This is a genomic window from Pseudomonas mediterranea CFBP 5447, assembly GCF_000774145.1.
GTDB classification, from domain to species: domain Bacteria; phylum Pseudomonadota; class Gammaproteobacteria; order Pseudomonadales; family Pseudomonadaceae; genus Aquipseudomonas; species Aquipseudomonas mediterranea.
The window spans coordinates 1,492,815-1,519,267 of record NZ_KN322987.1 but is presented as its reverse complement, the minus strand read 5'-3'; the positions used below and the strand labels follow the sequence as shown (position 1 = coordinate 1,519,267).

At 61.4% G+C, this 26,453-nt stretch carries 17 protein-coding genes; 8 read left to right on the top strand and 9 right to left on the bottom strand.

Annotation, left to right across the window (positions count from 1 at the left end; genetic code table 11):
• Positions 1–116 precede the first annotated feature (116 nt).
• Positions 117–989, bottom strand: coding sequence for a Tim44 domain-containing protein (locus N005_RS26555; protein WP_047703884.1), 873 nt, complete (start codon positions 987–989; stop codon positions 117–119).
• A 308-nt stretch (positions 990–1,297) separates the two neighbouring features.
• The gene (gene uvrD, locus N005_RS26550) at positions 1,298–3,481 is read right to left on the bottom strand and encodes a DNA helicase II (RefSeq protein WP_047703883.1); all 2,184 of its coding nucleotides are present in this window, start codon (positions 3,479–3,481) and stop codon (positions 1,298–1,300) included.
• 254 nt (positions 3,482–3,735) lie between these two features.
• On the opposite strand from uvrD, the gene N005_RS26545 reads away from it, so the two are divergent.
• The 3 genes from N005_RS26545 to N005_RS26535 all read left to right on the top strand — a co-directional run bounded on the left by N005_RS26545 (position 3,736) and on the right by N005_RS26535 (position 7,982).
• Positions 3,736–6,609 (top strand): EAL domain-containing protein, encoded by a 2,874-nt coding sequence (locus tag N005_RS26545; RefSeq protein WP_047703882.1) that lies wholly within the window; start codon positions 3,736–3,738, stop codon positions 6,607–6,609.
• Between the two features lie 140 nt (positions 6,610–6,749).
• Positions 6,750–7,616: a transcriptional regulator HexR gene (gene hexR, locus N005_RS26540; protein ID WP_003187110.1), complete on the top strand. Its 867-nt coding sequence runs from the start codon at positions 6,750–6,752 to the stop codon at positions 7,614–7,616.
• 156 nt (positions 7,617–7,772) lie between these two features.
• Entirely contained in the window at positions 7,773–7,982 is a 210-nt protein-coding gene (locus N005_RS26535) for a PA3496 family putative envelope integrity protein (RefSeq protein ID WP_047703881.1), read from the top strand.
• Here the strand turns inward: N005_RS26535 and N005_RS26530 are convergent.
• On the bottom strand, positions 7,924–8,886 hold the full coding sequence (locus N005_RS26530) for a LysR family transcriptional regulator (protein WP_047703880.1): 963 nt from the start codon (positions 8,884–8,886) through the stop codon (positions 7,924–7,926). The two genes, N005_RS26535 and N005_RS26530, sit on opposite strands and share 59 nt — an antisense overlap.
• A gap of 187 nt (positions 8,887–9,073) precedes the next feature.
• Between N005_RS26530 and N005_RS26525 the strand changes: the two genes are divergently transcribed.
• Both N005_RS26525 and oadA read left to right on the top strand, forming a co-directional pair.
• A complete protein-coding gene (locus tag N005_RS26525) occupies positions 9,074–10,489 on the top strand; it encodes an acetyl-CoA carboxylase biotin carboxylase subunit (protein ID WP_024777837.1) in 1,416 nt (471 codons plus the stop codon).
• Positions 10,490–10,589: 100 nt separating this feature from the next.
• Complete coding sequence (gene oadA, locus N005_RS26520) at positions 10,590–12,398, top strand: sodium-extruding oxaloacetate decarboxylase subunit alpha (RefSeq protein WP_047703879.1); 1,809 nt, start codon at positions 10,590–10,592, stop codon at positions 12,396–12,398.
• A 197-nt stretch (positions 12,399–12,595) separates the two neighbouring features.
• On the opposite strand, the gene N005_RS26515 is transcribed toward oadA, so the two are convergent.
• The 3 genes from N005_RS26515 to N005_RS26505 all read right to left on the bottom strand — a co-directional run bounded on the left by N005_RS26515 (position 12,596) and on the right by N005_RS26505 (position 16,660).
• Positions 12,596–14,665, bottom strand: coding sequence for an autotransporter outer membrane beta-barrel domain-containing protein (locus N005_RS26515; protein ID WP_408003357.1), 2,070 nt, complete (start codon positions 14,663–14,665; stop codon positions 12,596–12,598).
• A gap of 340 nt (positions 14,666–15,005) precedes the next feature.
• The gene (locus N005_RS26510) at positions 15,006–15,842 is read right to left on the bottom strand and encodes an amino acid ABC transporter permease (RefSeq protein ID WP_047703877.1); all 837 of its coding nucleotides are present in this window, start codon (positions 15,840–15,842) and stop codon (positions 15,006–15,008) included.
• Positions 15,839–16,660 carry an ABC transporter substrate-binding protein gene (locus N005_RS26505; RefSeq protein WP_047703876.1) on the bottom strand — a complete coding sequence of 274 codons (822 nt, stop codon included), beginning with the start codon at positions 16,658–16,660 and terminating at the stop codon, positions 15,839–15,841. Before N005_RS26505 ends, N005_RS26510 begins: the two co-directional genes overlap by 4 nt.
• A gap of 113 nt (positions 16,661–16,773) precedes the next feature.
• Between N005_RS26505 and N005_RS26500 the strand changes: the two genes are divergently transcribed.
• Positions 16,774–17,673, top strand: coding sequence for a homocysteine S-methyltransferase family protein (locus N005_RS26500; RefSeq protein WP_047703875.1), 900 nt, complete (start codon positions 16,774–16,776; stop codon positions 17,671–17,673).
• 260 nt (positions 17,674–17,933) lie between these two features.
• A complete protein-coding gene (locus N005_RS29755) occupies positions 17,934–22,886 on the top strand; it encodes an OTU domain-containing protein (protein ID WP_231983254.1) in 4,953 nt (1,650 codons plus the stop codon).
• A 58-nt stretch (positions 22,887–22,944) separates the two neighbouring features.
• Here N005_RS29755 and N005_RS26485 read toward each other — a convergent pair whose 3' ends face one another.
• From N005_RS26485 to N005_RS26475, 3 genes are read right to left on the bottom strand one after another with little or no spacing between them, the layout of a single operon-like run.
• On the bottom strand, positions 22,945–23,622 hold the full coding sequence (locus N005_RS26485; RefSeq protein WP_047703874.1) for a GNAT family N-acetyltransferase: 678 nt from the start codon (positions 23,620–23,622) through the stop codon (positions 22,945–22,947).
• Between the two features lie 10 nt (positions 23,623–23,632).
• Complete coding sequence (locus N005_RS26480; protein ID WP_047703873.1) at positions 23,633–24,079, bottom strand: GNAT family N-acetyltransferase; 447 nt, start codon at positions 24,077–24,079, stop codon at positions 23,633–23,635.
• A gap of 2 nt (positions 24,080–24,081) precedes the next feature.
• Positions 24,082–24,723: an FMN-binding negative transcriptional regulator gene (locus tag N005_RS26475; protein WP_047703872.1), complete on the bottom strand. Its 642-nt coding sequence runs from the start codon at positions 24,721–24,723 to the stop codon at positions 24,082–24,084.
• A 100-nt stretch (positions 24,724–24,823) separates the two neighbouring features.
• On the opposite strand from N005_RS26475, the gene pdxR reads away from it, so the two are divergent.
• Positions 24,824–26,449 (top strand): MocR-like pyridoxine biosynthesis transcription factor PdxR, encoded by a 1,626-nt coding sequence (pdxR, locus tag N005_RS26470; RefSeq protein WP_047703871.1) that lies wholly within the window; start codon positions 24,824–24,826, stop codon positions 26,447–26,449.
• Positions 26,450–26,453 lie beyond the last annotated feature (4 nt).

The following is a 26,453-nucleotide window of genomic DNA, read 5'->3' as shown; positions in this document are numbered from 1 at the left end:
GCGCGGTTTTACATGAGGCGGTTTATACAGTAGCGCGCCGTAGATGCAACCGCGAAATAGAAAACCCCGGCTTGAGCCGGGGTTCTCTTATTTCAACAGGTGAAACGCGCAAAGGTTCAACCGTTCTGGCGAATACCTGCCACCAGCCAAGGCTGGTTTTCGCCCTGGGCGCGCTCCATGTTCCAGCTTTCGCTGAATGCTTCGCCCTGGTCGAAGCGGGAGTCCTTCGAGACACCGCTGAAGGTCAGGGTGGCGATGGTCTTGTCGGCGCGGTCATCGACACCGTCCAACTGCACCTGAAGGTTGTCGATGTAGGTGGACTGGTAGCCATCACCCAGGTCAGCACGTTCGCGCTTGAGGAACTCCAGCATTTGAGGGGTCACGAACTCGGCGATCTTGTCCATCTCGTTCGCGTCCCAATGTTGCTGCAGGGAGTGGAAGTGGGTGCGTGCGGCCTCGATGAAGTTCTTTTCGTTGAACCAGGCGGGGGCATTGATCACCGGACGGGCGGCCACTGGAGCCGAACCGCCGAAAATCGAGCCGCCGGCAGGCTGCTGGTTGAACGTTTCACGCTGCATCGGCGCATGACCAGCCGGAGCGTACTGCTCCTGCTGCTTGCGACGACGGGCGGCAATGAAGCGGAACACCAGGAAGGCAATGACTCCCAGGATCAGGATGTCGAAGATCTGCATGCCCTGGAAGCCGCCACCCATGAACATGGAGGCCAGCAGGCCACCGGCGGCGATGCCGGCCAGGGGGCCGAGCCAGCGTGAAGCACCGCCGGCCTTGGTGGCAGCGCCCGCGGCACCGGCCGCGCCTGCGGTGGCGGCAGTCGGACCGGCTGCCGAGGACGGTGCCATCTGGCTGGTCTGGTGAGTCGGGGCCGCGCCCGCACTTTTACCACCACCAAAGCGCTTGGCGGCATTGGCGTCGATGGCCATCGTCAGGCCGATGCACAACGCCATGGCGATGCTCAGAAAACGTTTCATATAAAGGCATTCCCATTTGTGAATAGCACGCGCGCCATGTTGCACAGGTGAACTGTTGCTGGCTAGCGACAGAGTGTTTCGGGCTTTTGCGTGACAGCTTAGGTTCAGCTTCAGAGGCGCAAGAGGGCCTGTTCGCTTTTGGCTGTAGGAAAGGGAGACAAGTTCTATCGGAAAGCAGCCAGTCGCCGAAAGGTCACTGTGGGAGCGAGCCTGCTCGCGATGGCGTTGAATCAGGCAACATTGATGTTGGCTGACACTACGCTATCGCGAGCAGGCTCGCTCCCACATGAAGTCTCGGGAAACCCTTTCTAGATCGCCTCAAGCTTGGCGTATCCCAGCATCAGCCATTTGCTGCCTTCGCTGAAATTCACCTGCACCCGGGCCTGGGCGCCGGCGCCTTCGAAATTGAGGATCACGCCATCGCCGAACACCGAGTGGCGCACGGCCTGGCCGAGGCTGAAGCCGGTCTCCGGGATGTCGCTGCCGCCGAACAGGCTACTGGTGCCGTGCTGCTGGCTGCTACCGAACGGACGGCTGACACTGTTGGACAGGCGCACTTCCTGGATCAGGCCTTTCGGCACTTCACGTACGAAGCGTGACACCTTGTTGTAGGTCTCGCTGCCGTACAAGCGTCGGGTTTCGGCGTAGGTCAGCACCAGGTTCTGCATCGCACGGGTAATGCCGACATAGGCCAGGCGGCGTTCCTCTTCCAGGCGCCCCGGTTCTTCCAGGCTCATCTTGTGGGGGAACAGGCCTTCTTCCATGCCCACCAGGAACACATAGGGGAATTCCAGGCCCTTGGCGCTGTGCAGGGTCATCAACTGGATGCTGTCTTCGTGCTCCTCGGCCTGGGTGTCGCCGGCCTCCAGGGAGGCGTGGCCGAGGAAGGCCGCCAAGGGCGAGAGGTCCGCGTCTTCTTCGGTGTTCTCGAAGTTGCGGGCGGCGCTGACCAGTTCCTCGAGGTTTTCTACCCGGGCCTGTCCTTTCTCGCCTTTTTCCGCTTCGTGATAGGCAATCAGGCCGGACTGCTCGATGACCGTCTGGGTCATCAAGTGCAGCGGCATCTCCGCGCATTTGGCGGCCAGGTCCTCGATGAGGTCCATGAAAGCCTTCAGAGCGCCGGCGGCACGCCCGGTCACGCCCTTGTTGGTCACCAGCTGACGCATGGCTTCCCACATGGATACATGGCTGTGGCGCGCATGATCGCGGATCGCTTCGACGGTTTTCTCGCCGATGCCCCGGGTCGGTACGTTGATCACCCGCTCCAGGGCTGCGTCGTTGCCGCGGCCTTCCAGCAGGCGCAGGTAGGCCATGGCGTTCTTGATTTCGGCGCGTTCGAAGAAGCGTTGGCCGCCATAGATGCGGTACGGGATCCGCTCGCGCAACAACGCTTCTTCCAATACCCGCGACTGGGCGTTGGAGCGATACAGGATGGCGATGTCGCTGCGGGCCAGGCCGGTCTTCAGCGCGCTCTCGATGGTTTCCACCACGTAGCGGGCTTCATCGTGCTCGTTGAAGGCGGCATAGAGGTTGATGGCTTCGCCTTCGCTGCCGTCGGTCCACAATTCCTTGCCCAGGCGCCCGGTGTTGTTGGCGATCAGGGCGTTGGCGGCCTTGAGGATGCCGGCAGTGGAGCGGTAATTCTGTTCCAGGCGGATCACTTCGGCGTCGGGAAAGTCCGCCGAGTATTGATGAATGTTCTCGATCTTGGCACCGCGCCAGCCGTAGATCGACTGATCGTCGTCGCCCACCACCATCAGGCTGTCGCCGCCTTTGGCCAGCAGGCGCAACCAGGCGTATTGCACGGCGTTGGTGTCCTGGAACTCGTCCACCAGCACATGCCGGAAACGCTTCTGGTAGTGCGCCAGCAGCCCCGGATGGTCACGCCAAAGGTCCAGTGCCCGCAGCAGCAGTTCGGAAAAGTCGATGACCCCGGCGCGCTGGCACGCGGCCTCGTAGGCTTCGTAGATGCTGCGCATGGTTGCCAGGAACAGGTCGCCGCTGGCCTGGATGTGTTGCGGACGCAGACCCTCGTCCTTCTGGCCGTTGATGAACCATTGGGCCTGGCGGGCCGGCCAGCGCTGCTCGTCCAGCCCCAGCTCGCGGATCACCCGCTTGACCAGCCGCTGCTGGTCGTCGCTGTCGAGGATCTGGAAGGTCTGGCTCAGGCCGGCTTCCTGCCAATGGGCCCGCAACAGGCGGTGCGCCAGGCCGTGGAACGTGCCGACCCACATGCCGGCCGGGTTGATGCCCATCAACTGCTCGATGCGGTGGCGCATCTCGGCAGCGGCCTTGTTGGTGAAGGTCACCGACAGGATCGAATGGGGCGAGGCGTTCTCGACCTGGATCAACCAGGCGATACGGTGCACCAGCACCCGGGTTTTACCGGAGCCGGCACCGGCCAGGACCAACTGTCGGCCCACGGAGGCCGCTACGGCCTGGCGTTGGGCATCGTTGAGGGAGTTCAGCAGAAGAGAGAGATCGTCGCGCATCGGCGCATTCTAGGGTGCGGCGCCACCCCGGGCAAACCAAGCTTTGCCTCAGCCGATAAAAAGACCGATTGGGATGACTGGTAAGTCATGGGCGCAAGCACCGACGAAGCATGCTCGAAGCGCTCGTCGTCCAACGAAATAGCGACATTTTTAGATATTTTTGTGATCGGGAACAGTGTGGGATGGCCCCTGGCTTGTGTATGCTCGGTGCTCGTTTCGGGTTCTCCGTGCCCCCAAGAACAAGAACATTGCCTATGACCCTCAATTCCGATCTGGCGGGCCCCTGTGTGGAACCGCGGGTCATCTGCAAGCAGTACGCCACGGAGATGGCTGTAGAGCGTACACGGTTGCTGTACCAGGGCTCGCTGCTGCCCACGTTGTTCATGCTGGTCAACGGCCTGGTCTGCGCCGCCCTGTTGTGGGAGCCGTCGCGCTATGTCCTGGTCAGTGTATGGCTGATCTGGCTGTTGTCGCTGGTGGCCCTGCGGGTGATACAGGTCGCCGCCTTCGATTCGGCGATACCCAGCCGCCAGGCGCACCCGATCTGGTTGCGCATGTTCCTGCTCGGTTCGGCAATGACCGGCCTGACGCTGGCCGGTGCCGGCATCGCCCTGGTTCCAGCCGACAGCTTCCAGCAACAAGCCTGGGTGTTCGGCCTGATCGGCGCAGCCACCCTGTCGGCCAGTGTTGCCTATGCCGTGAGCCTCCCAGCCTTTCTGTCCTTTACCTTGCCCTGCCTGTTGCCGGCCATCGGCTTCCTTTTCTGGGGCGGTGACGAACAGCAGCGCGGATGGGGTTGGCTCGGCCTGGTGGTGCTGGTGTCCCTGAGTGTGGTGGCCTGGCAGGTCAATCGCCTGATGCAAAGCGGCATGCTGCGACGGTTTCAGAATCAGGCGCTGATCGAGCATCTGCAACAGACGCAGATCCGCAGTGCCCAGCTTAACGGGGCCCTGGAACGGGAAGTCGAACAGCGGCGTCTTGCCGAGGAACAACTGCGCGCGGCCCAGGTGAGTCTCGAGGCACGGGTCGCCCAGCGTAGCCTCGAACTGCAGGCAGCCAGCCAGGCCTTGAGCAAGAGCGAGGCGCGCCTGGCCCTGGCCCTCAAGGCCAGTGAGCTGGGGCTGTGGGACTGGAACCTGCAGACCGATGAAGTCCATCACACCCAGCTCAAGGAACTGCTGGGCCTGGAGCCGGAATACATCACGGCGATGCTCAGCCACCTCACGCCACGCCTGCACCCTCAAGACCTGCCGGCGCTCAAGCGAGCCCTGGTCGAGCACCTCAAGGGTCGTAGCGAGGACTACCAGATTGAATACCGTATCCGTCACGGTGATGGCCACTGGGTCTGGATCGAAGACCGCGGCCGGGCCGTGGAGCGCAGCGCCAGCGGCCGGGTACTGCGCATGGTCGGTACCCGAAGAAACATCAGCGTCAGCAAAGAGCTGGAACAGCAGCGGCAGCTGGCGGCCACGGTATTCGAGGCCGCCAGCGAAGGCATCGTGATCTTCGACCCCCACTACGCGCTGCTCGCCGCCAATCAGGCATTCACCCGGATTACCGGTTTCAACATCGAGGACATGCTGGGGCGTAACGTCGTCGACCTGCCGTGCAGCCGTGATGCGCGCCGGCACTATCCAGTCATTCGCCAGGCACTCAAGCAAGACGGCACCTGGCAAGGTGAACTGGTGGAGGCGCGGGCCAATGGCGAGTTGTATCCGCAATGGCTGCAACTGAGCATCGTGCGGGATTCTCGGGGAAGCGTCAGTCATATCGTAGGCTTTTTCGCCGATCTATCGGCCAGGCGCGAATCTGAAGAGCGGATGCGCTATCTCACTCATTACGACGAGTTGACCGGACTGACGAATCGCTCGTTGTTCCGCGAACGCCTGCAGGAAGCACAGCAGCGGGTGCGCCAGGGTGGGCGTCGCAGCCTGGCCTTGCTGCACATCGACCTGGACCGCTTCAAGCTGCTCAATGACAGCCTCGGTCATGACATTGCCGACCAGTTGTTGCAGAAAATGGCCCGGCGCCTGATCAATGCCCTGCCGGAAGCCAACACCATCGCCCGGTTGTCCGGCGATGAGTTCGCGGTGCTGTTCGATGCCTATGGCAATCTCTCAAGCCTGGCGCGCATGGCAACCCGTTTATCCGCCAAGTTGCGATTGCCGCAGACCATCGAAGGTCACGAGCTGGTGGTCAGCGCCTCCATCGGCATCAGTCTGTTGCCCGACAATGCGCGGGATGTTTCCACCCTGGTCAGCCAGGCGAACATGGCCATGCAACATGCCAAGCACCTGGGTGGCAACAACTTCCAGTTCTACACCGACAGCCTCCAGGCCAGTACCCTGGAGCGCCTGCAGCTGGAGAACCAACTGCGCAAGGCCCTGGAAGAACAACAGCTGAAGGTTTTCTACCAGCCCAAACTGTGCCTGGCGAGCGGTCGCCTGAACGCGGCGGAAGCGCTGGTGCGCTGGGACCATCCGGCCTTGGGCCGGGTGCCGCCGGGGCATTTCATCGGCCTCGCCGAGGAGACCGGGCTGATCGGGCCCATTGGCGAATTCGTGCTGCGCCAGGCCTGTTGGCAGGCGTGCGAATGGCAGCGCCAGGGGCTTGCACCGATCCGGGTGTCGGTGAATCTGTCGGTGCATCAGTTGCGCCAGGGCAAGGTCGTCAGCCTTGTGCGCCAAGTGCTGGAAGAAACCGGCCTGGCTCCCGAATACCTGGAGCTGGAACTCACCGAGAGCCAGTTGCTCGACAGCGTCGAGCACATTATCGCCACCTTCCAACAGTTGCGCGACCTCGGGGTCAAGCTGGCGATCGACGACTTTGGTACCGGTTATTCGTCCCTGAGTTACCTCAAGCGTATCCCGGTGGACTACGTGAAGATCGACCAGGCGTTCATCCGTGGGCTGGAGGAGGGCGGCGAGGACGCGGCCATCACCCGGGCGATCATCGCCATGGCCCATGGGCTATCGCTCAAAGTGGTGGCGGAGGGCGTAGAGCGCCAGGGGCAACTCGAATTTCTGAAAGCCGAGCGTTGCGACGAACTCCAGGGCTATCTCATCAGTCGTCCCGTCGAGGCCGAGGATCTGGCAGCCTTGCTGCGGGCCAATGAAGACGGTTTATAGCGCCTGACTGCTACATGGCTTGCATACGGCATGAAATCGGGACATCGAGTTACGTATTGGGCGGGCAAAAAGGCAATTCCTGTAGTATAACTACAAACTTGCTACATCCCGGCCATCGCCAATAACAAGAGTCCAGCCCCTTGAACCTGTTGCAACACATCGCCCAATCACGCCACCTGCTGCGCAAGTCGGAGCTGAAGGTCGCCGATCACGTACTGCTTGATCCTGCGGCCGTGATGCACAGTTCCATGGCCGATCTTGCCCACAGCGTCGGCATCAGCGAACCGACCATCGTGCGCTTCTGCCGCGCCATCGGTTGCTCCGGTTTCCAGGACCTGAAACTCAAACTGGCGCAGAGCCTGGCGGCCGGCGCGAGCTTCGGCCAGTTTGCGATCCATGAAGACGATTCGGTCGCCGACTACAGCCTGAAGATCTTCGACACCACCCTGCACACCCTCATGGAGGTCCGCGAGAAGCTCGACCCGGTGGCGCTGCAGAAGGCTGTCACGGCCATGTCCCAGGCCCAGCGTGTGGAGTTCTACGGCTTTGGCGCGTCGGGCGCGGTGGCAGCGGATGCGCAGCACAAGTTCTTCCGGCTGTTGCTCACCGCGGCCGCCTATTCCGACCCGCACATGCAGGCCATGTCGGCGGTCACCCTGAAGCCCACCGATGTCGCGATCTGCATTTCCCAGTCGGGGCGCTCCAAGGATCTGTTGATCACCGCCAACCTGGTCCGCGAGAGCGGCGCCTCGCTGATTACCCTGTGTCCGAGCCAGACGCCGTTGGCCGAGCTCTCGACGGTGAACCTGGCCATCGACGTGCATGAAGACACCGAGATCTACACGCCGCTGACCTCGCGCATCGCGCACCTGGTGGTGATCGATGTACTGGCGATGGGCGTTGCCATGGCCCGCGGGCCGAGCCTGGTCAACCACCTCAAGAGCGTCAAGCGCAGCCTTCGCAGCCTGCGGTTGTCGCCCAAGTCGGTGAAGGCGTTGGATGATTAGAAGCTGCAAGCTACGAGGGAGTTCGGAGTTCGGAGTTCGGAGTTCCCGCAAGAGGCCACTGATAGCAACATTCATCGCTCTGTAACCCGCGCGCCGCCAAATCGTCATCCCGCAATGTCATCGTGAAACTCCCGTATACGTCTTGGGAGTCTCGACATGACCCAGTCCTACGAAGAGCGCAGCGCCGTCAAAACCCGTCGTCAACAGGAAGACCAGCGCCGCATGGCGTTTCGTCGTGCGATCGAAGACCGTTATGAGCAGCGCCAGCTCCTGGCGGAAATCAGCGAATACCCCGACATCACAGAATTCAACTACTGGCAGGCAACGCCGGCGGCTTCCCGTCGAAACGCTCAACCAGGCCACTGATCTGAGCCCGTTCGCCGCGCACGAACGCCAGGAAGGCGTGGGCCACCGGCGACAAGCGTTTCGCCCTGGCCTGCACCAGGCACCAGCTGCGGTACAGCGGTAACTCCTCGACCGGCAACTCGATGAGTGCGCCGGACGACAATTCCCGGCTCACGGCGTGGCGCGTCAACAGCGCCACGCCCAGCCCCGCCACCACGCACTCGCGCTGGGCCTCCGCTGAAGCCACCTCCAGTGTCTGGGTGAAATGCACCCGTTTCTCCTTGAAGTACTCCTCGCAGGCCAACCGCGTGCCTGATCCCGGCTCGCGCAGCAGCAACGTGTACGGCTCCAGGTCCTGCAAACGCAGCGAGCCCATGTGACACAAAGGATGATCCGGCGGCGCCACGGCCACGATCGGGTTGTTGAGAAACGGCAGGAATTCCAACCCCATGTCCTGAGGCACCATGGACATGATCACCAGGTCGTCCCGGTTGTCCGAGAGGCGACGGATCACTTGTCCGCGATTGACCACCGTGAGGCTCAGGTTGACCTCCGGGTGCTGGCGCTTGAACGCGGCAAACAGGTGCGGCGCGAAATATTTGGCACTGGACTCCACCGCCAGCTTCAGCTGACCTTGCAACGAACCCTGCATGTCCGACAGTTGCATGTCGAGGTTTTCCAGGCGCCCGAAGATGTCGCGGCTGGCCCGTTGCAGGGCTTCGGCGGCTTCGGTCATGTAGAGCTTCTTGCCAACGTATTCAAACAGCGGCTGGCCAATCAGTTCTTCAAGGGATCGAATCTGTAGGCTGACGGCCGGCTGGGTGAGAGACATTTCATCGGCTGCGCGGCTGTAGGACCTCAGGTCACACACTTCGTTGAAAATCTGCAGTTGGCGCAATGTCATACGCATCAACGACTTACGCATCTTTCAGGCACCTTGGTCCGAATTGGATGGTGAAACTATAAGTCTTTGCTTATGCCTGACCCAATAAATATTCATTTTTGTTAATCAACGCCCGGGACTAGTGTGGTGCTGCGACCGATTGTTACATCTGGTCACGCGTCGGCCTGAACCTCAGGCCGTGGTATCACCGGCTCAAGGGAACCTCCAATTGATAAAAAAGATCTTGATCGCCAACCGTGGTGAGATTGCCGTCCGCATCGTGCGCGCTTGCGCCGAGATGGGCATTCGCTCGGTCGCGGTCTATTCCGACGCTGATCGCCATGCCCTGCATGTCAAGCGCGCGGATGAGGCCCACAGCATCGGCGCTGACCCGCTGGCCGGCTATCTCAACCCGCGCAAATTGGTGAACCTGGCTGTCGAAACCGGCTGCGATGCCTTGCATCCCGGCTACGGCTTTCTTTCAGAAAACGCCGAACTGGCAGACATCTGCGCCGAACGCGGTATCAAATTCATTGGTCCGGCGGCAGAAGTCATTCGCCGCATGGGCGACAAGACCGAAGCCCGGCGCAGCATGATCAAGGCCGGCGTGCCGGTCACGCCGGGTACCGAAGGCAACGTTTCGGGCATCGAAGAGGCCTTGGCCGAGGGCGACCGGATCGGTTACCCGGTGATGCTCAAGGCCACGTCCGGCGGCGGCGGTCGGGGTATCCGCCGTTGCAACAGCCGTGAAGAACTGGAGCAGGCCTTCCCGCGAGTCATTTCCGAAGCCACCAAGGCGTTCGGTTCGGCGGAAGTATTCCTGGAAAAGTGCATCGTCAACCCCAAGCACATCGAAGCGCAGATCCTGGGTGACAGTTTCGGCAACGTGGTGCATCTGTTCGAACGGGATTGCTCGATCCAGCGGCGCAACCAGAAGCTGATCGAAATCGCCCCCAGCCCGCAACTGACGCCCGAGCAGCGCGCCTACATCGGCGATCTGTCGGTGCGCGCCGCGAAGGCCGTGGGCTACGAGAACGCCGGCACCGTGGAGTTCCTGCTCGCCGAGGGCGAGGTGTACTTCATGGAAATGAACACCCGGGTGCAGGTGGAACACACCATCACCGAAGAAATCACCGGTATCGATATCGTTCGCGAGCAGATCCGCATCGCGTCCGGCTTGCCGTTGTCGGTCAAGCAGGAAGACATTCAGCACCGTGGCTTTGCCTTGCAGTTCCGGATCAATGCCGAGGACCCGAAGAACAACTTCCTGCCCAGCTTCGGCAAGATCACTCGCTACTACGCCCCGGGTGGCCCCGGCGTGCGCACCGATACGGCGATCTACACCGGCTACACCATTCCACCGTTCTACGATTCGATGTGCCTGAAACTGGTGGTCTGGGCGTTGACCTGGGAAGAAGCCATGGACCGAGGCCTGCGCGCCCTGGATGACATGCGCCTGCAGGGGGTCAAGACCACTGCCGCGTACTACCAGGAAATCCTGCGCAACCCGGAATTCCGGAGCGGCCAGTTCAATACCAGCTTCGTCGAAAGCCACCCTGAACTGACCAATTACTCGATCAAGCGCAAACCCGAAGAGCTGGCCCTGGCCATCGCTGCCGCCATTGCCGCCCACGCAGGCCTATAACAACAGCGGCGAGCTGTGAGCTACAAGCTTCAAGCAAGAGCGGGTCAGCTTTTACTTGTAGCTTGCGGCTCGAAGCTTGCAGCTATGAGGAGTTCCGAATATGTCCAAGAAGATCCACGTTACCGACACAATCCTGCGCGACGCCCATCAATCGCTGCTCGCCACCCGCATGCGTACCGAAGACATGCTGCCTATCTGCGACAAGCTCGACAAAGTCGGCTACTGGTCGCTGGAAGTCTGGGGCGGCGCGACGTTCGACGCCTGCGTGCGTTTCCTGAAAGAAGACCCGTGGGAGCGCCTGCGCCAACTGCGCGCCGCGCTGCCCAACACCCGCCTGCAAATGTTGCTGCGCGGCCAGAACCTGTTGGGCTATCGCCATTACAGCGATGACGTGGTCAAGGCGTTCGTGGCCAAGGCTGCGGTCAACGGCATCGATGTGTTCCGTATTTTCGATGCGATGAATGATGTGCGTAACCTGCGCGTGGCCATTGAGGCGGTGAAGGCTGCCGGCAAGCATGCCCAGGGCACCATCGCTTACACCACCAGTCCGGTGCACACCATCGATGCTTTCGTGGCCCAGGCCAAGCAGATGGAAGCCATGGGTTGCGACTCGGTGGCGATCAAGGACATGGCCGGTTTGCTGACCCCGTACGCCACCGGCGAACTGGTGAAAGCCTTGAAGGCCGAGCAATCGTTGCCGGTGTTCATCCACTCCCATGACACCGCCGGTCTGGCCGCGATGTGTCAGCTCAAGGCTGTCGAGAACGGCGCCGACCACATCGACACCGCCATTTCCAGTTTCGCCTGGGGCACCAGCCACCCTGGCACCGAATCGATGGTCGCCGCCCTCAAGGGCAGTGAGTTCGACACCGGCCTGGACTTGGAATTGCTGCAGGAAATCGGCCTGTACTTCTATGCGGTGCGCAAGAAGTACCACCAGTTCGAAAGCCAGTTCACGGCGGTGGACACCCGTGTCCAGGTCAACCAGGTACCGGGTGGGATGATTTCCAACCTGGCCAACCAGTTGAAAGAGCAGGGCGCCCTGAATCGCATGAACGAAGTGCTGGCGGAAATCCCGCGGGTGCGCGAAGACCTCGGCTTCCCGCCGTTGGTCACGCCGACCTCGCAGATCGTCGGTACCCAGGCCTTCTTCAACGTGCTGGCCGGCGAGCGCTACAAGACCATCACCAATGAAGTGAAGCTCTACCTGCAAGGCGGTTACGGCAAGGCACCGGGCGAAGTGAACGAGAAGCTGCGTCGCCAGGCTATCGGTAGCGAAGACGTGATCGACGTGCGTCCGGCCGATCTGCTCAAGCCGGAAATGACCAAGCTGCGTGGCGAAATCGGCGCACTGGCCAAATCCGAAGAAGACGTGCTGACCTATGCCATGTTCCCGGACATCGGACGCAAGTTCCTGGAAGAGCGCGAAGCCGGCACCCTGACTCCGGAAGTACTGCTGCCGATCCCTGAGGCGGGCAGCGTGAGTTCGGCGGGCGGCGAAGGTGTGCCGACCGAGTTCGTCATCGACGTTCACGGCGAAACCTACCGCGTCGACATCACCGGGGTCGGCGTCAAGGCCGAAGGCAAGCGTCACTTCTACCTGTCCATCGATGGCATGCCGGAAGAAGTGGTGTTCGAACCGCTCAATGAGTTCGTCGGCGGCGGCAGCAGCAAGCGCAAGCAAGCCTCTGCACCGGGTCACGTCAGCACCACCATGCCGGGCAACATCGTCGACGTGCTGGTCAAGGAAGGCGACGTGGTGAAGGCCGGCCAGGCCGTGCTGATCACCGAAGCCATGAAGATGGAGACCGAAGTACAGGCGGCCATCGCCGGCAAGGTCACTGCCATTCATGTGGCCAAGGGCGACCGGGTCAACCCGGGCGAGATTCTGATCGAGATCGAAGGCTGAGCGAACAGCCTCGATACAACGCTTTAACCTCGGGGGGGCATGTGCTCCCCTTTTTTTTGCGCAAATGCCTGCCCCACACCAAAACACCTGTGGGAGCGAGCCTGCTCGCGATAGCGTCAGGTCAGACAATATCGATGGCGCCTGATACACCCGATAGCGCTCGTCCGAGCGAGGGACACGGTGTGCTCCTTTATCGGTCAGAGCATCATCCGCCAGTGGCCCATCAGCGCCTGGTTACGGTTGTCGTTGCCCGTTTCACCGCTATAGCCCAGTCCCAGCGTATGCCAGGGTGAAACAGCCAGGTCCAACCCCGCTTCGACGAGCAGGCTGTCGCGGTCCAGCTCGGTGCCTTCCACCCGATAGGTACTGCCGCCGCTCACCAGGCCCTGGCGAGAACGGCCGGTGACGTCGCCGTAGAGGTGTTTCCAGCCGACATTCAGGCGGGGAGTCCATTGCATGCCGCGATCCAGGGCAAAAGGCCGGGCGAGGCGCAGGCCCAGGTTGCTGCTGTAAGCGTCCTGGGTCTGGCCGTGGATGTTCAACGCTGCGTCCCCGCCTTTTTCCCGGTAGCGGTCACGTTGATAACGTTGATAGCCCAAGTGGGCATAAGGTTCGACCTCGACATGAGCGACGTCGAAGCGATAGCCCATCTGCCCGAAGACCTGCTGCGTATGGGCGTCGTAACGCCCCTTGAGACGGTCACTGAAACCATTGAAGGCCACGTGGCGCTTGGTGCTGCCGTCATGGTCGCCATACACGGCGCCCAGGCGCAGCGCCAGCGGGCCATCCTGGCGCAGTGCGTATGCGCCCAGGTACCAACTGTTGAGCCCACCATCGAAGCGGTAGCCATCCAGCCGCGTCTGCGTCTTGCTGCCGATGACGCCCAGGCGCCATTCAGGGCTGACCGCCCAATCGGTCCCCAGCATCAGCCCCGTTGTCGAATGTTTGAGGGCATCGCTTCCCCATTGCCTACCGACAACCCCGCTGTTGCCGATGGCCTGGACCCAGACCTGGCCGTCGACGGGCGCACTTTCGGGATGTCTTCGGCCCATGGCCGAGAGCATCCCGGTGCTGATCGGAACGCTGCTGCTCAGGGTGGCGTTGGCGAGGTTCGCGGTGTCATAACCCGTAAGCTGGTCGATAGCGTCGGCAGCTGTGAATACATTGGTGCCCAGCAAGGCGTTGATCGCGGCGTTGGGTTTTGCGGCAGGTTTGTCGGCGGGTGACGGAGCGGCGGGTGTTTGTGCAACGTGGACGGTTCCAGCCGGCTCGGCCGGTTTGACTGGCGGCACGACGATGTTCGTCTCGGTGGCAGGTGGCCGTGCAACGGTAGGCGCCTCCACAGCGGGTGGTGCCGCTGGTTTGACCGGTTGCGGCTCTTCGATGTGGGCTGCGAAATTACGCGCGTTATCGGAAGTCGCCAGAGCCTCCAGCGGAACATCGTTGCGCGCATAGGTCAGATTGACCTGTGTCCCTAGATAGTTGGGCGTCGCCGTCATGAATGCAAGGTCATTGATGACCTGCCCGAACTCACCTTCAACCCTGGACGCTTCGATAACCGTATGTTCGCTTGTGCCGACATACTCGCCCGGTGCGGCGTTGATTTTCAGCGTCGCGTTGTCCAGGGTCGCGATACCCCCGACGGTGATCGTGGCACTGCCTCCCTGGGCATCGACGCCGTAGACGAGCGTCGCGCCTTGCGACAGCTTGAAGTCCTTTGCAATGGAAGGCGCACCCATTTCCGGGCCAACCTCCAATAGTCCCGCCATGTCGAGGCTCTCCATCGTTCCGCTGCCGCTGAACCGGGCTGTTTCTGCCACTGCAACGGCCCCGGCGGTGCCCGAGTTCGTCATGTAGGCGTTGGGCGCCACGAATATGCTCCTGGCGGCAGTGCCCTGATTATCGAAGCCGCCGAGAACGTGCACGTCGCCGGCGAGATGCCCGGTGTTGATCAACTTGGCTTTCGGCTCGATCAGGCTTCGGCCATCGAAGCCGAGGGTGTTCGACCATTCCCCGCGCTTGGCATGCAAGTCCTGGAAGTTGCGTACTTCATCCAGCTTGCCGCCGGCCACGGTGTCCAGTTGCAGGACATTGATCCCGCCTCCGCCGTCGACCCGCCCGATGAGCTTGCCGCGTCCACTCACGGTCACCAGATCGTCGTCGTTGCCCTTTTTCAGCGCGAGCCCCTCGGGGCCGTTGAAGGTCTTGGTGACTTTGGTGTGTGTGGTCTGTGGTGCACTGGCGAACGCCTTGAGACGGGCTTGCATCTGTAGGATCGTTTCGGGCGGCGAGGAAAGGGAGCCATCGATAACCCCAGCCATCGAGGTATCGACACAACCGATTGCCAAGGCAACTGCCAGCGTGAGATGTCGGGGTGGGTATAGGTGTTGGATTGGCATTGAATGCGGCCTCTCGTAAAGGGAGTCCGCACTTTAAAAATTCACCCTTGGAGCGCGATGCCAGCCATCGCTGCGCCTGTGGCGAGAGATCACGACGAAAGCCGTAGGCCGGTTGCGCGCGAAACAGCGCCTCGTCGCGTCAGCGTTCATGGTACGCGGCGTTGCCCTACATCACTCTCGGAACGGTCCGTTTGACAGCGATGGCGCGTCAACTGCGCTTGAGATACGCCTTCCCATAATGCCGCTCCATCCGCGCCTGGATCAGCTCCAGTGCGATGGACATCAGCCAATAGATGATCGCCGCCGTGGTGAGCATTTCGATGTAGCGATAGCTGGAGCGACCGTAGGACTGCGCCAGGAACATCACCTCCCAGACGCCCATCACCGAGATCAGGGAGGAGTCCTTGAGCATGGAGATGAACTGGTTGGTGGTCGGCGGGATGATGGTGCGCATGGCCTGGGGCAGGGTGACGCGCCAGAAGATCACGGTCTCGCTCAAGCCCAGCGCCAGCGAGGCTTCGCGTTGGCCGTGGGGGACGCCGACGATGCCCGCGCGGAAGATTTCGCTCAGGTAGGCGCCATAGTTCAGCGACAGGGCGATGATCCCAGCGGTGACGGCGCCCGGGACCACGCCCAGTTGCGGCAGGCCCAGGTAGATCAGCAGGATCTGGATCAGCAGCGGCGTGCCACGGAAGAACGAGGCGTAGAAACTGGCAATGCCGAACGCAACCGCGCTGCTGGACAGCCGCGCCAGGGCGGTGATGAAGCCCAGTAATGACGACGCGACGATCGAACACAGGCACAGGAACAGCGTCAGCATCGCGCCCTGCAGAAAGCCGTTGGGGGCCAGGTGCAGGCCGATCAGGTTCGGCAACTTGTCGAGGATGATCGAGAACTTCAGGTCGAAGCCGAGGAAAAAACTCGCGAACAGCACGAGCATGGCCGCCCAGGTCAGGTACAGCCGTGTGCGAAAACCGAAGATTTTCTTCAGGCGCGACTCAGCCACCGGTTGCGGTGGCTGGGAAGGGGGTGGAAAAGAGGTCATTGAGTGATGTCAGCGCCGATCCATTTCTGCGAGAGTTTGCTCAAGGTACCATCCTGTTTCAACTGGGCGAAGACTTCACGCACTTTGCTGTCCCACTGGGCGTCGCCCTTTTCGATGGCCACCGAATTCGGTTCGGAATACAACGGCTCGCCGGCCAGTTTGAAGCGCTTGTCTTCGGTCAGGCGTGGCTGCGCGGTCACCAGGTTGGTCAACACCGCGTCCAGGCGTACCCCGGTGCCCAGGCCAAGGTCCTGGAAGGCCACGTTGTCGGTGTCATACGGGGCGATCTGTACATTCTCGAACGGATAGCTCAGTCGGGTATCCTCGGCGCCTTCGATCACCAGGTTCTTGTTCAGGTAGCTCTCGTAACTGGAGGCACTGGTGAGGCCGACTTTCTTGTCGCTCAAGTCCTTGGCACCGTGGATCCGGTCGTCCTTGGCGTTGACCACGATCACCGCCGGCGAGGCGTAATACTGCACCGGGAAATCGAACACTTCGGCGCGGGCCTTGCTCGGTGTCATGGAGCAGATGCAGATGTCATAGCGCCCGCTCCAGTGTCCGGCGGCGATCACGTCCCAGGACGGCGTTTCCAGGCGCAGCTTCACGCCCAGCTTCTGCGCCACGGCTTTGGCCACGTCGACGTCAAACCCGTCGAGCTGGTTCTGATCGTTGAGAAACGAGAAGGGCGGGTAGCTTTCCATCAATACGCCGACCAGTTCTTTTTTCTGCTCGATACGGTCCAGCGTGGTGCCGGCGAATGCTTGCGACGAGGCGGCCAACAGAGTCAGGCCCAGGGCCATCAATGGTTTAAGTTTCATGTAAGGCCCTGGCTGAAAATACAGGTTGTGGTTAACCGAAGAGTGCGTATTAAATAGTTATAAGAACAACTCCGGTAGTGAGTTATTTTCATAAGCTTATGAGTGAATCGCATATGGGCTCAGCAACGACAGTCATTCTCGACGGCGGCATGGGCCGCGAACTGCAACGCCGTGGAGCGCCGTTCAGGCAGCCCGAATGGTCGGCGTTGGCCCTGAGCGAAGCGCCGCAGGCAGTAGAGGCCGTGCACGCAGCCTATATTGCCAGCGGGGCCAATGTCATCACCAGCAACAGCTATGCCGTCGTACCGTTTCACATTGGCGAAGCGCGTTTCGCCGCCGAAGGCCAGGCACTGGCAGCGCTGGCTGGCGAACTGGCCCGGCGGGCGGTACAGGCGTCCGGCAAGGCCGTGCGGGTGGCCGGCTCGTTGCCGCCGCTGTTCGGTTCCTATCGGCCTGATCTGTTCGATGCTTCCCGTGCCAGCGAGCTGCTGACGCCCCTGGTGGCCGGGCTGGCGCCCCATGTCGACCTGTGGTTGGCCGAAACCCAAAGCTCGACGATAGAAGCGAAGGCGATTCACGCCGGGGTGCCCAAGGATGGCAAGCCGTTCTGGCTGTCGTTCACCCTCAAGGATGAAGACACCGACGAAGTGCCGCGCCTGCGTTCCGGCGAGCCGGTGGCGGACGCCGCGGCCGTTGCGGCCGAACTGGGTGTCGAGGCGCTGCTGTTCAACTGCAGCCAGCCGGAAGTGATCGGTGCGGCGATCGATGCCGCCCGCCAAACCTTCGAGCGTCTGGGGGTGAAGATCCACATCGGCGCCTACGCCAATGCCTTTCCGCCGCAACCCAAGGAAGCGACCGCCAACGACGGGTTGGACCCGCTGCGGGAAGACCTCGATCCACCGGGCTACCTTCAATGGGCGGCAGACTGGCAGAAACGTGGGGCCAGCCACTTGGGCGGCTGCTGCGGGATCGGGCCGGAGCATATTGCGGTGCTGGCGCAAAAGTTGGTTTGAGCCGGTAGCGCTTCATCGGCTGGTCGATTGTCATCGCGAGCAGGCTCGCTCCCACAGGGGGTCTGTGTTGACCCAGAGCTTATGCTCACCACAGTTCAAAATGTGGGAGCGAGCCTGCTCGCGATAGCGGCCTTCAGCTCTCCATAAATATCAGCTTACGTTTCCCTTCCCGTTTCACAGCCTTCTATACATATGTACGTCATCTCGGGACAAACAGCGCGATAGGGTCCGGACTCTTCAATCAGAACCGGACCATTGAGATGTCGATTTCCCCCCAAGATGAACCGGGTGTTGCGTCACCTGTACTCCAACCAGAAACGATCGATGCCCAGGCGAAGGAACAGCTCAGGCAACTGGACTTGCTGGACACCCACCAGGCACAACTGGCCCGTTTGTTCGCCGCCGTTCCCACCTTCGACAGGGTGCTGGGCGCGCTGCTGGTCGGCCAGCTCAAGGCCAGGATCCCCGCCAGGAAGTTTCGTGCATCGCAGCTCCCGGACATCGAACCGGATCAATGCTATGTGAGCCGCTTCACCACGAACCAGGCCGGTGGAGCCGTGCTGACCTCCTCGGACAGCTTTACCCACGTCATGCGCAACAGTTTGCTCAGCGACACGGCGCCTGACTTCCAGAACGGCGGCGTCGGGTTCTTCACCCGCCCGGACTCCCTGGACGAGGCCGACAGCCTTTTTGCCGGACCGCTGGACAAGGACACATTGAGGGCCGTGGAATCCGCGTTCTATCTTGCCCAGCCGATCACGAATGAACGGATGAAGCGGCAGTTCCGTGACGAACTGGCGCTCTTTCGCCGGCGCAAGGGCTGGGAGGTGTTGCCGGGCGTGGCGGCGTCTTCCACGACCGAAGCTGCTCTCGCGCAGTTGTTGTCCCGGCGCTTCCTGCATTTGTTCGACCTGTACAAAGCCGACCGGGATCCTGCCGCTCAGCTCAGCCAGGGCGAGCGAATCCAGCAAAGCGATGAAGACCGCCTGCTGGACATCATTACCACCCATCCTTCCCAGGCGGACAGAAACCGCCTGTTGCGAGCACCGATTCCCCATGTCTATGCGGTCAGGCTCGATAGCGGCGCCGCGCAGCCGCAAAAATGGCCAGCCGCGATGGCGATCAAGTTTACCGACCGGTCATCGCTGTTCCTCTATTCCCTGGAGCACGGACTTCAGCGATTCAATACATTCCAGGATATGGTCAGGCAGGTATTTCCCATCCTTGAGGGCCATGCGTACAAGATCCAGGACATTTCCGTCGAGTTGTCCGGGCATGTTTTTCAAGTGGCGGCGGCCGACCTGCTGCAAATGCAAAGTGCGGCGCTGGAGAAAGTCCTGGGTGCGCCAGGCAACGCAACGGCGACGGTGAGTGATTTCGCCCGGCAAACCGAAGATGCCCTTGGCTTGCCCCTGTTGTCACTGGCCGGGCCACTGGTGGCTCGTCAGGAAACCTTGGTGGAAAATCGTCGCCCCCGCTTCTACAAGACCGCGACGTTTGCCGAGCGAGCCCACTATCGCCGTCTCGAAACAAAGGTATTCGATGCCGTCTATACACTGGGCAGCGATATTCCAACGCTGGTGCAGTTCGCTCGCCGGAAGATCAAGCAGTACCTCCAGCAAACCATCCACCCGCAGATCGACGTAGATCCGGACCAGACCCAGGTCAGGCTGTTCTACGGTGATCGGGTCAACCCCAGGCAATCCCGTACCAGTAGCTTGACCCAATTGATGCTCGACAATCTGCGGGCACAGCAATACCCGAACGCCATGCGCGAAGTGTTGGCTGTCTACCTTCTCGATCAAAACGGTCAACGTATCCGGCATCCGGAAAACGGTTTCCTGATCACGGTGACTGGGAGTGAACTGGCCAGGATGGCGGCCAGCCTCGATGTCGGTGGCAATTATGAAATCCTGCTGCGCCAGCAAATGAATGAACCTCGGTACAAGGCGGCCTGGCAGGCGTCATACCTGGCCCACCTGGAATTCAAGGGCTATGAGGCTGCACTCAGGGGCGACGCGGTGTTCCAGGCCAGAGTGACGGATCCGGTTGCCAAGCCAGCCCATTCGCGCAAATTGCTGGCTAGCTGGCTGGAGGCGGTCCTGCAATCACCCACGCCGGCGAATCGGGCATGGGTGGGCGGGCGCAGGGTCCATGTCTACGGTCTTCTCTTGGGCGGCAGTGTCGGCGCGCAAGGTGGTACGCCGCGCAACGCGCTCGGCATCGATGGCGTACTGATTTTTTCAGACCAGCCTGGGCCGGACATCAAGGGCACTGTGGGCGTGTATTTGCCGGACAGCCCCCAGGGCAATGATCTGCAAGAGTTTTCCGACCTGAGCGATGGCATTACCGGACTGCTGCAACAGGAAGAGTGGCGAGCGTATTTCCGCTCGCGCATCTCCGCCCTCGATCCACAGGAGATAAAGCGCGCCTTGGGGCAGTACCGGGGGCGTCCCCTGATTCATGGCGTCCTGATCACCGATGATTGGCTTGAGCACTTTCACCGGGCCCACGTCAACTTCCACAGCGCCTACGCGGATCACCGCTCCAACAGCAATCGGGACATCGGTCTGCAGACCGTTGCGCGGTTGGTGATGATGGTGGTTGAAATTGTCATGGACCTTGCCGGCCTGCTGTTGATCCCCGGCTTCCAGATGCTGACCCGTGCCGTCAGGACCGGCCTGTTGGTGCTCAGGACCGGTGCCGTGCCAACGAATACGACGACACTGGCGTTCGTCCATGCGGTGGCCAACACCCGGAGGGCTGTCGGCTTTGGTGGCGTGAGCGTCAACGTGCGAGGGCGTTCCTCTTTCCTGGCGATAACGGCTCGACAGAATCAGACAGGTGCACGGTTTGGCTTGCCCCTGGAAGAAGCGCTTTATCACCGCTATGCCGTGGCGGATACCACGGTGATCCGAGGGGTGCGCGCCGATGCCGGAGGTTTTTATCGCCCCACGATCACGGACAGCGCCACGGGACGCACCGCCCGCCAGGTGTATGTGCAGCAACCCGATGGCACGGTCTTCCGGGTCCATGACCACACGCCGCTCAAGGCCATAGAGGCCACCATTGTCGACCCGGCGACGGGCTTGAACATCCGCTCCAGTGGGGTGATGAGGAGCACGGTGGCCCGTGCGCCCGATGGCCAGTGGCACGCCGTGGGCTTTGGCCTGGGCGGAGGGGGCAAACGCCCGAGCGGGGGACCGCCTCAACCGGGCCCGTCAGCCCCTAAGCAACCTTCGACATCGCTTCGCGCCGTGGCCGATCTGATCCGCACGTCAAACGAGTGGGACGTCGAGATCATGGATCTGGTCCCGTCACTCATCACTCGTGTTCCAAGCTGGCCGCAAAATCGCAGCTTGTTGATCATCGATCAACGGCGTGGACGCCAGGACTGGTCGATACGCTTCACCCCCGGGCAAGAGGAAAGCGGCTATCCGACGGGCGCGCACCCGCTCAGGTCCAACACTGACGTGGTGCTGATACGCACCGGTGAAAATCATTACACGTTAAGGCTGGCTGATAACACTGACGTCACGTTCGATGCCGACGGCAATTGTTTCTTCAATGCCGTCGCCCGGGGACTGAACGAGGGGCAACCCCGGCCAACGTTTTCGATGCAAGGGCTGCGCAATGAAACCGCCGCTTATATCGATCTGCACCCGGAAATGAGTCAGTACCTGGTGTCGCCGCCCACCGGTTTGCAGCAGGCGCTGGCGGATAACGCAGGCTCCCTGGAGCGCTTGTTGGGCAAGGCCGCGGTGTATGACGTGAGTCAGATTGTCTATGGCATGCGCAACCCGCATAACCTGTTTCGACCGCTGGTGCATTTCTTGAACCTGTATGCCGACGACATGGTGCGCAGGACCTTGAACCAGGCCCGGCAAGCCGACTTGCCACCCGAGATCCTGCAACACATCGGTAGCTATTTGTCACCCCGGGCTCCGGGTCGTCCGATACTGAGCAGCATTCCTTACTACATGCAAAGCGATCGATCCGTGCGGACCTTCTTCGAGGACACGCTACTGCGCCCCGTCGAAAGCTCGGAGATTGAAGAACTGCTCAACAATGAACACCTCATGTTCTCCCAGGACGTGATTCATATCATGCTCGAATACGGGGTCAGGGCCCGAGAGCTGACCGATCACCATCCCAAGAACAGTCTGGCATATGTCCTCTACGATGACGCTCTGCATGGTCATCTCGACGATACGCAGCTGGAGGACCTGCTCAATGGTGCCTATCTGGTGGATCGTGATGATTTGAAAAAGGTCAAGAGACGGTACGAGCAAGAGACCGGCAATGCCATGGATGACGACTCGGAGCTGTTGGAGCAGCACATTTATTACGACCGTGCCGAGGACCTGGCCGACCTGCTCACCGTGGCGCTCGAGCGATTTCCTATGTTGCAGACGCGGGCAAATATTCTTCTCAAGTCTCCGGTGATCGCTTCCAACCTGGGTGGCCTGTTTCCCGTGAGTCTGCTTTCACAATGGATACGCAACCCGAGCATATCCAACATGCGACTTCAGCTCATCGGCGATTATGTCAGTAGTCGTTATGACGAATTGACGAGGTACGCCGGCGTCGATATCAACTGGATGCGACCGTTCGATGACTGGAACCTGAACAGTCTGTTCACGCATCGGCAGGCTTTACTGGACTTCTTCAACTTTCTCCAGGAGGTCCGGTACTTCAAGGACAGTGACCTGTCGGCTGTCGCCAGGTTGTTCACTGCGCCAGGGCAGCGGCTTTCCAACAGCCGGGTGGCGATCCTGTTCAGCAGGCCGAACCTGTGGATGTCCATTCGTGCAATGCGCGGGATCTCGCGGGAAAGCGCCAGGGCCATCTGGCAGGATTTGACGGGCCCGGCATTCAGCGACAGCAATATTCGATTCGCCCTGGGGCGGCCCGGCTCGCTCAACAGCGAGTCGGCTTTCACGGAGGCGTTGATAGACAGCCTGGTCAATGAAGAGGCCCGGGCGCATCAGTTGATCATGGGGTCGTACACCATGAGCGAAAGACAGGCCCAGTACTTTCTCCATAATTTCGATTTCTCGCAGAGCCCGGCGGGGCACAGTCGGCTGGATTTCGCCAGTTACGTGAGCGCTCATGGATCGATACCGCAATGGGCCTGGCCCTATGCCCGAAGTGCGGTGACGCCCGAGGTGCTTAAGCCCTTCCTGGCCACCCGGAAACCGCCTGAGTCCTGATAGCTTGCCTTGATCGATCGCCATCGCGAAGGGATTCGCGGTGGCGATCATCCATCACTCACTGTGATGAGCGACATTGCGCCAGGCTACGCACCTGTCCGTTCTCGTTTTGATTCTCTTCACTGAGCCATTGCTCGAAGGCCGCGCCGATCACCGGCCACTCCGAATCCAGCATCGAGTACCACGCGGTGTCGCGGTTCTGTCCCTTGACCACCATATGCTGGCGGAACACACCCTCAAACGTGAACCCCAATCGTTCGGCTGCGTATTTCGAGCGGGCGTTGGCGTTGTTGCATTTCCACTCCAGGCGCCGGTAACCCAAGGCGAAGGACTCTTTCGCCAGCAGGTAAACCGCCTCGGTGCTTTTCGGCGAGCGCTGCATGGAGGCGCCGAACGTCACATGGCCGATCTCGATGCGACCCTGGGCCGGCACGATGGACATCAGGCTGAGAATGCCCTGTACCTCGCCATTGGCGCGGTCGATCACCGTGAAGAAATACGGATCGATGTTCGCCGCATGATTCTCCAGCCAGGCATCGAATGCCTTGCGCTCGGAAAAGGGGCCATAGGGCAGATAGTCCCAGAGTTTCGGGTCGGCCCCGGGGCCTTCCAGTGCTTGCCACAGACCGTCGGCATGCCGTGCCGGATCGAGTTTTTCCAGGCGGATGAAGCGCCCTTCGATCAATTGGGTGGACGGTGCCGTAACACCTTTCCAATTGGCGAGTGAAGTCGACATGCGGCGCTCCTTACAAAGCTTTGCGAAATTGGATGAAGCCGGGACGCTCGGCGATGCGCTCGTAGAGCTGGATCGCCGTGGCGTTGGTTTCGTGGGTCAGCCAGTGCACTTTGCAGCAGCCATCGGCCTTGGCGGTAGCGTAGACAAACTCGATGAGCTGGCGACCGACACCGGTGCCACGGCTTTGCTCCGTGACCAGCAGGTCCTGCAGGTAACAGGAGTTCTCGATGCTCCAATTGGACCGATGATAAATGAAGTGCACCAGGCCGATGGCCGTGTCGCCGCGCCAGGCCAGGGCCCCATGAGTCGGCTCGCGCTCATCGAGCAAGCGCTGCCAGGTGCTTTGGCTGACCGCGTCCGGCAATTCGGTCTTGTAGAACGTCAGGTAGGCCTGCCACAACGGCAGCCACGCGGCGTGATCGTCGGCGGTAACGGGGCGGATCTGGATCTGGCTCATGTTCACTCCTTGGTCGAAAAGTCGGACATCAGGCGTGCGACAGCCTGGTCCTGGGGATCTTGGCTGGCCGCCAATCCCTGGCGTACGCCTGCGACGTCGGCGGGAGCGCGGTTCTGGCTGAGTTTGCGCTTGCCTTCCAGGCGCTGGATGGGCAGGGCGAAGCCGACAATGGCCTTGAGCATGCTGTCGATGTACTCCGCCGGCGCATCGCCGAGGCTCCATGGCTGGGCACGGCCACTTTCGTGGCGGTCGGTGAGCGCGCTCACCAGATTGCGTAGACGATGGGCATCGCTGAACACTTCGGCGCTGCCATAGGCGTGTACGGCCTGGTAGTTCCAGGTCGGCACGACTTTGCCGTGTTCGGCCTTGCCGGGGTAGAACGCCGGGCTGACGTAGGCATCGGCCCCGGCAAAAATCACCAACGCCTCGGCCCCGGATTCCAGGTCGCGCCACTGTGGATTGGCCCGGGCCATGTGCCCGTAGAGGCTGCCGTTGGGGCCTTGCCGGGTGTCCAGCAAAAGCGGCAGGTGGCTGGCCTGCAAGCCATGTTCGCCGTGGGTGACCAGCAAGGCCAGGCGACACGCTTGCATCATCCGGTGCAATTGGGGCAGGTCTTCGACGGCAAAGGCTTTGGGGTTGTACATGACGATTTTCCTTGGCGAATGCGAGCATCCTAGGCAGGCTATTGGTCTGTTGTAAGAGCCACTTAAGACCAATTCGATAGGTCCATTTACGAGGGTTGTCATGAGCAACGCCGTGCCGCCATTGTCGTTCAACCCTGCTGGAATCGAGCTGGATCGTCGTCAGGGCCTCAGCCGTCAGCTTTACCAGGCGCTGCGGGCACGGGTGCTGGATGGACGTTTGGGTAGCGGCACGCGGCTACCGGCCAGTCGTGACCTGGCGGCGGCGTTGTCGATTTCCCGTAACAGCGTGGTCCGGGCCTACGACCAGCTTTATGCCGAGGGTTTCATCGAGGGGCGGGTGGGGGACGGTACCTATGTGGCAGAGCTGTCTTCCTTGGTACGAGGCCGGCCTCTTCGCGAGCAGGCTCGCTCCCACATTGAAATGCGTATCCCTGTGGGAGCGAGCCTGCTCGCGATGGGGTCTGCGCCGGAAAACATATCCACAAAAATATCCACAGGGTTTTCAACAGGCTTATCCACGGGTTTATCCACAGATTGGCTGGATTTGCCTGTGATTTCATCCAGTAAAGTTATCCACAGCGGCGCATTGGAGCGGGTCGAAAATCACCATCTGCCGCCGCCTCCCAGTGGGCCGCCGCGAGCGTTTCGGGTGGGTGTCCCGGCTTTCGATCTGTTTCCTTTCGACGTCTGGGCCAAGCTGAACGCGGCTTTCTGGCGCAAACCGGATTTGCAGCAGCTGTGTTATGGCGATTCCCAGGGCGATGCGCGTTTGCGTGGGCTGATCGCGGCTTATCTGCGCAGTTCCCGTGGCTTGCACTGCACGGCTGAACAAATTGTGATCACCAGTGGCGCGCAGCAGGGCATCAGCCTTTGTGCACAGTTGCTGGTGGACCCTGGAAACGTCGTGGCGGTGGAAAACCCGGGCTATCGAGCAGCCGGGCATGCCTTTGCCGTGGCCGGTGCCGACGTGAGGGGCGTGCCGGTGGACGCCGATGGCCTGGACTGCACTGCGCTCGCCTCGTTGCAGCATTGTCGGCTGGCGTATGTGACACCGTCCCACCAATATCCCACCGGGGTCGTCATGAGCCTTGCGCGGCGGCTGGAGTTGCTGGCCTGGGCCGAGCGTAACGACGGCTGGATCGTCGAGGACGATTATGATGGCGAATACCGCTACAGCGGCGCGCCGCTGGCCCCACTGGCTGCACTGGACCGTCAGGGGCGCGTGCTCTACGTCGGGACGTTCGGCAAGGTGGCGTTCCCGGCCTTGCGCCTTGGCTACCTGGTGCTGCCTCCTGACTTGGTGGACGCTTTTGCCCGTCGCCGTGCCGTGGATGTGCGTCACTCCGAAGTCAGCACCCAGGCGGTGATGGCCGAGTTCATGGCGGCGGGTCATTTCCAGCGGCACATCAGGCGTATGCGCCGGGCCGCATTGGCGCGGCGTGATGCGCTGCTGGCGGGCTGGCCCAGAAACATTGCAGGCGTCGGCGCAATGCCGATCGTCGTGGCCGGGCTGCATGTCACGGTGCCGGTGGACAGCATCGAACGTGAGCGCGAATTGATCGCCCAGGCGACTGCGGCGGGGGTTGAAGTCAACGGCTTGAGCAACTATTGGCTGCCCACCACCACCTCGCCGATCCGTGGCGGGTTGGTGTTGGGCTTCGCGGCGGTGCCACCGGCGGCGATCGCTGCCGCGCTGGCGCGCCTGATGAAAGCCTGGAAGCGCTGAGGCG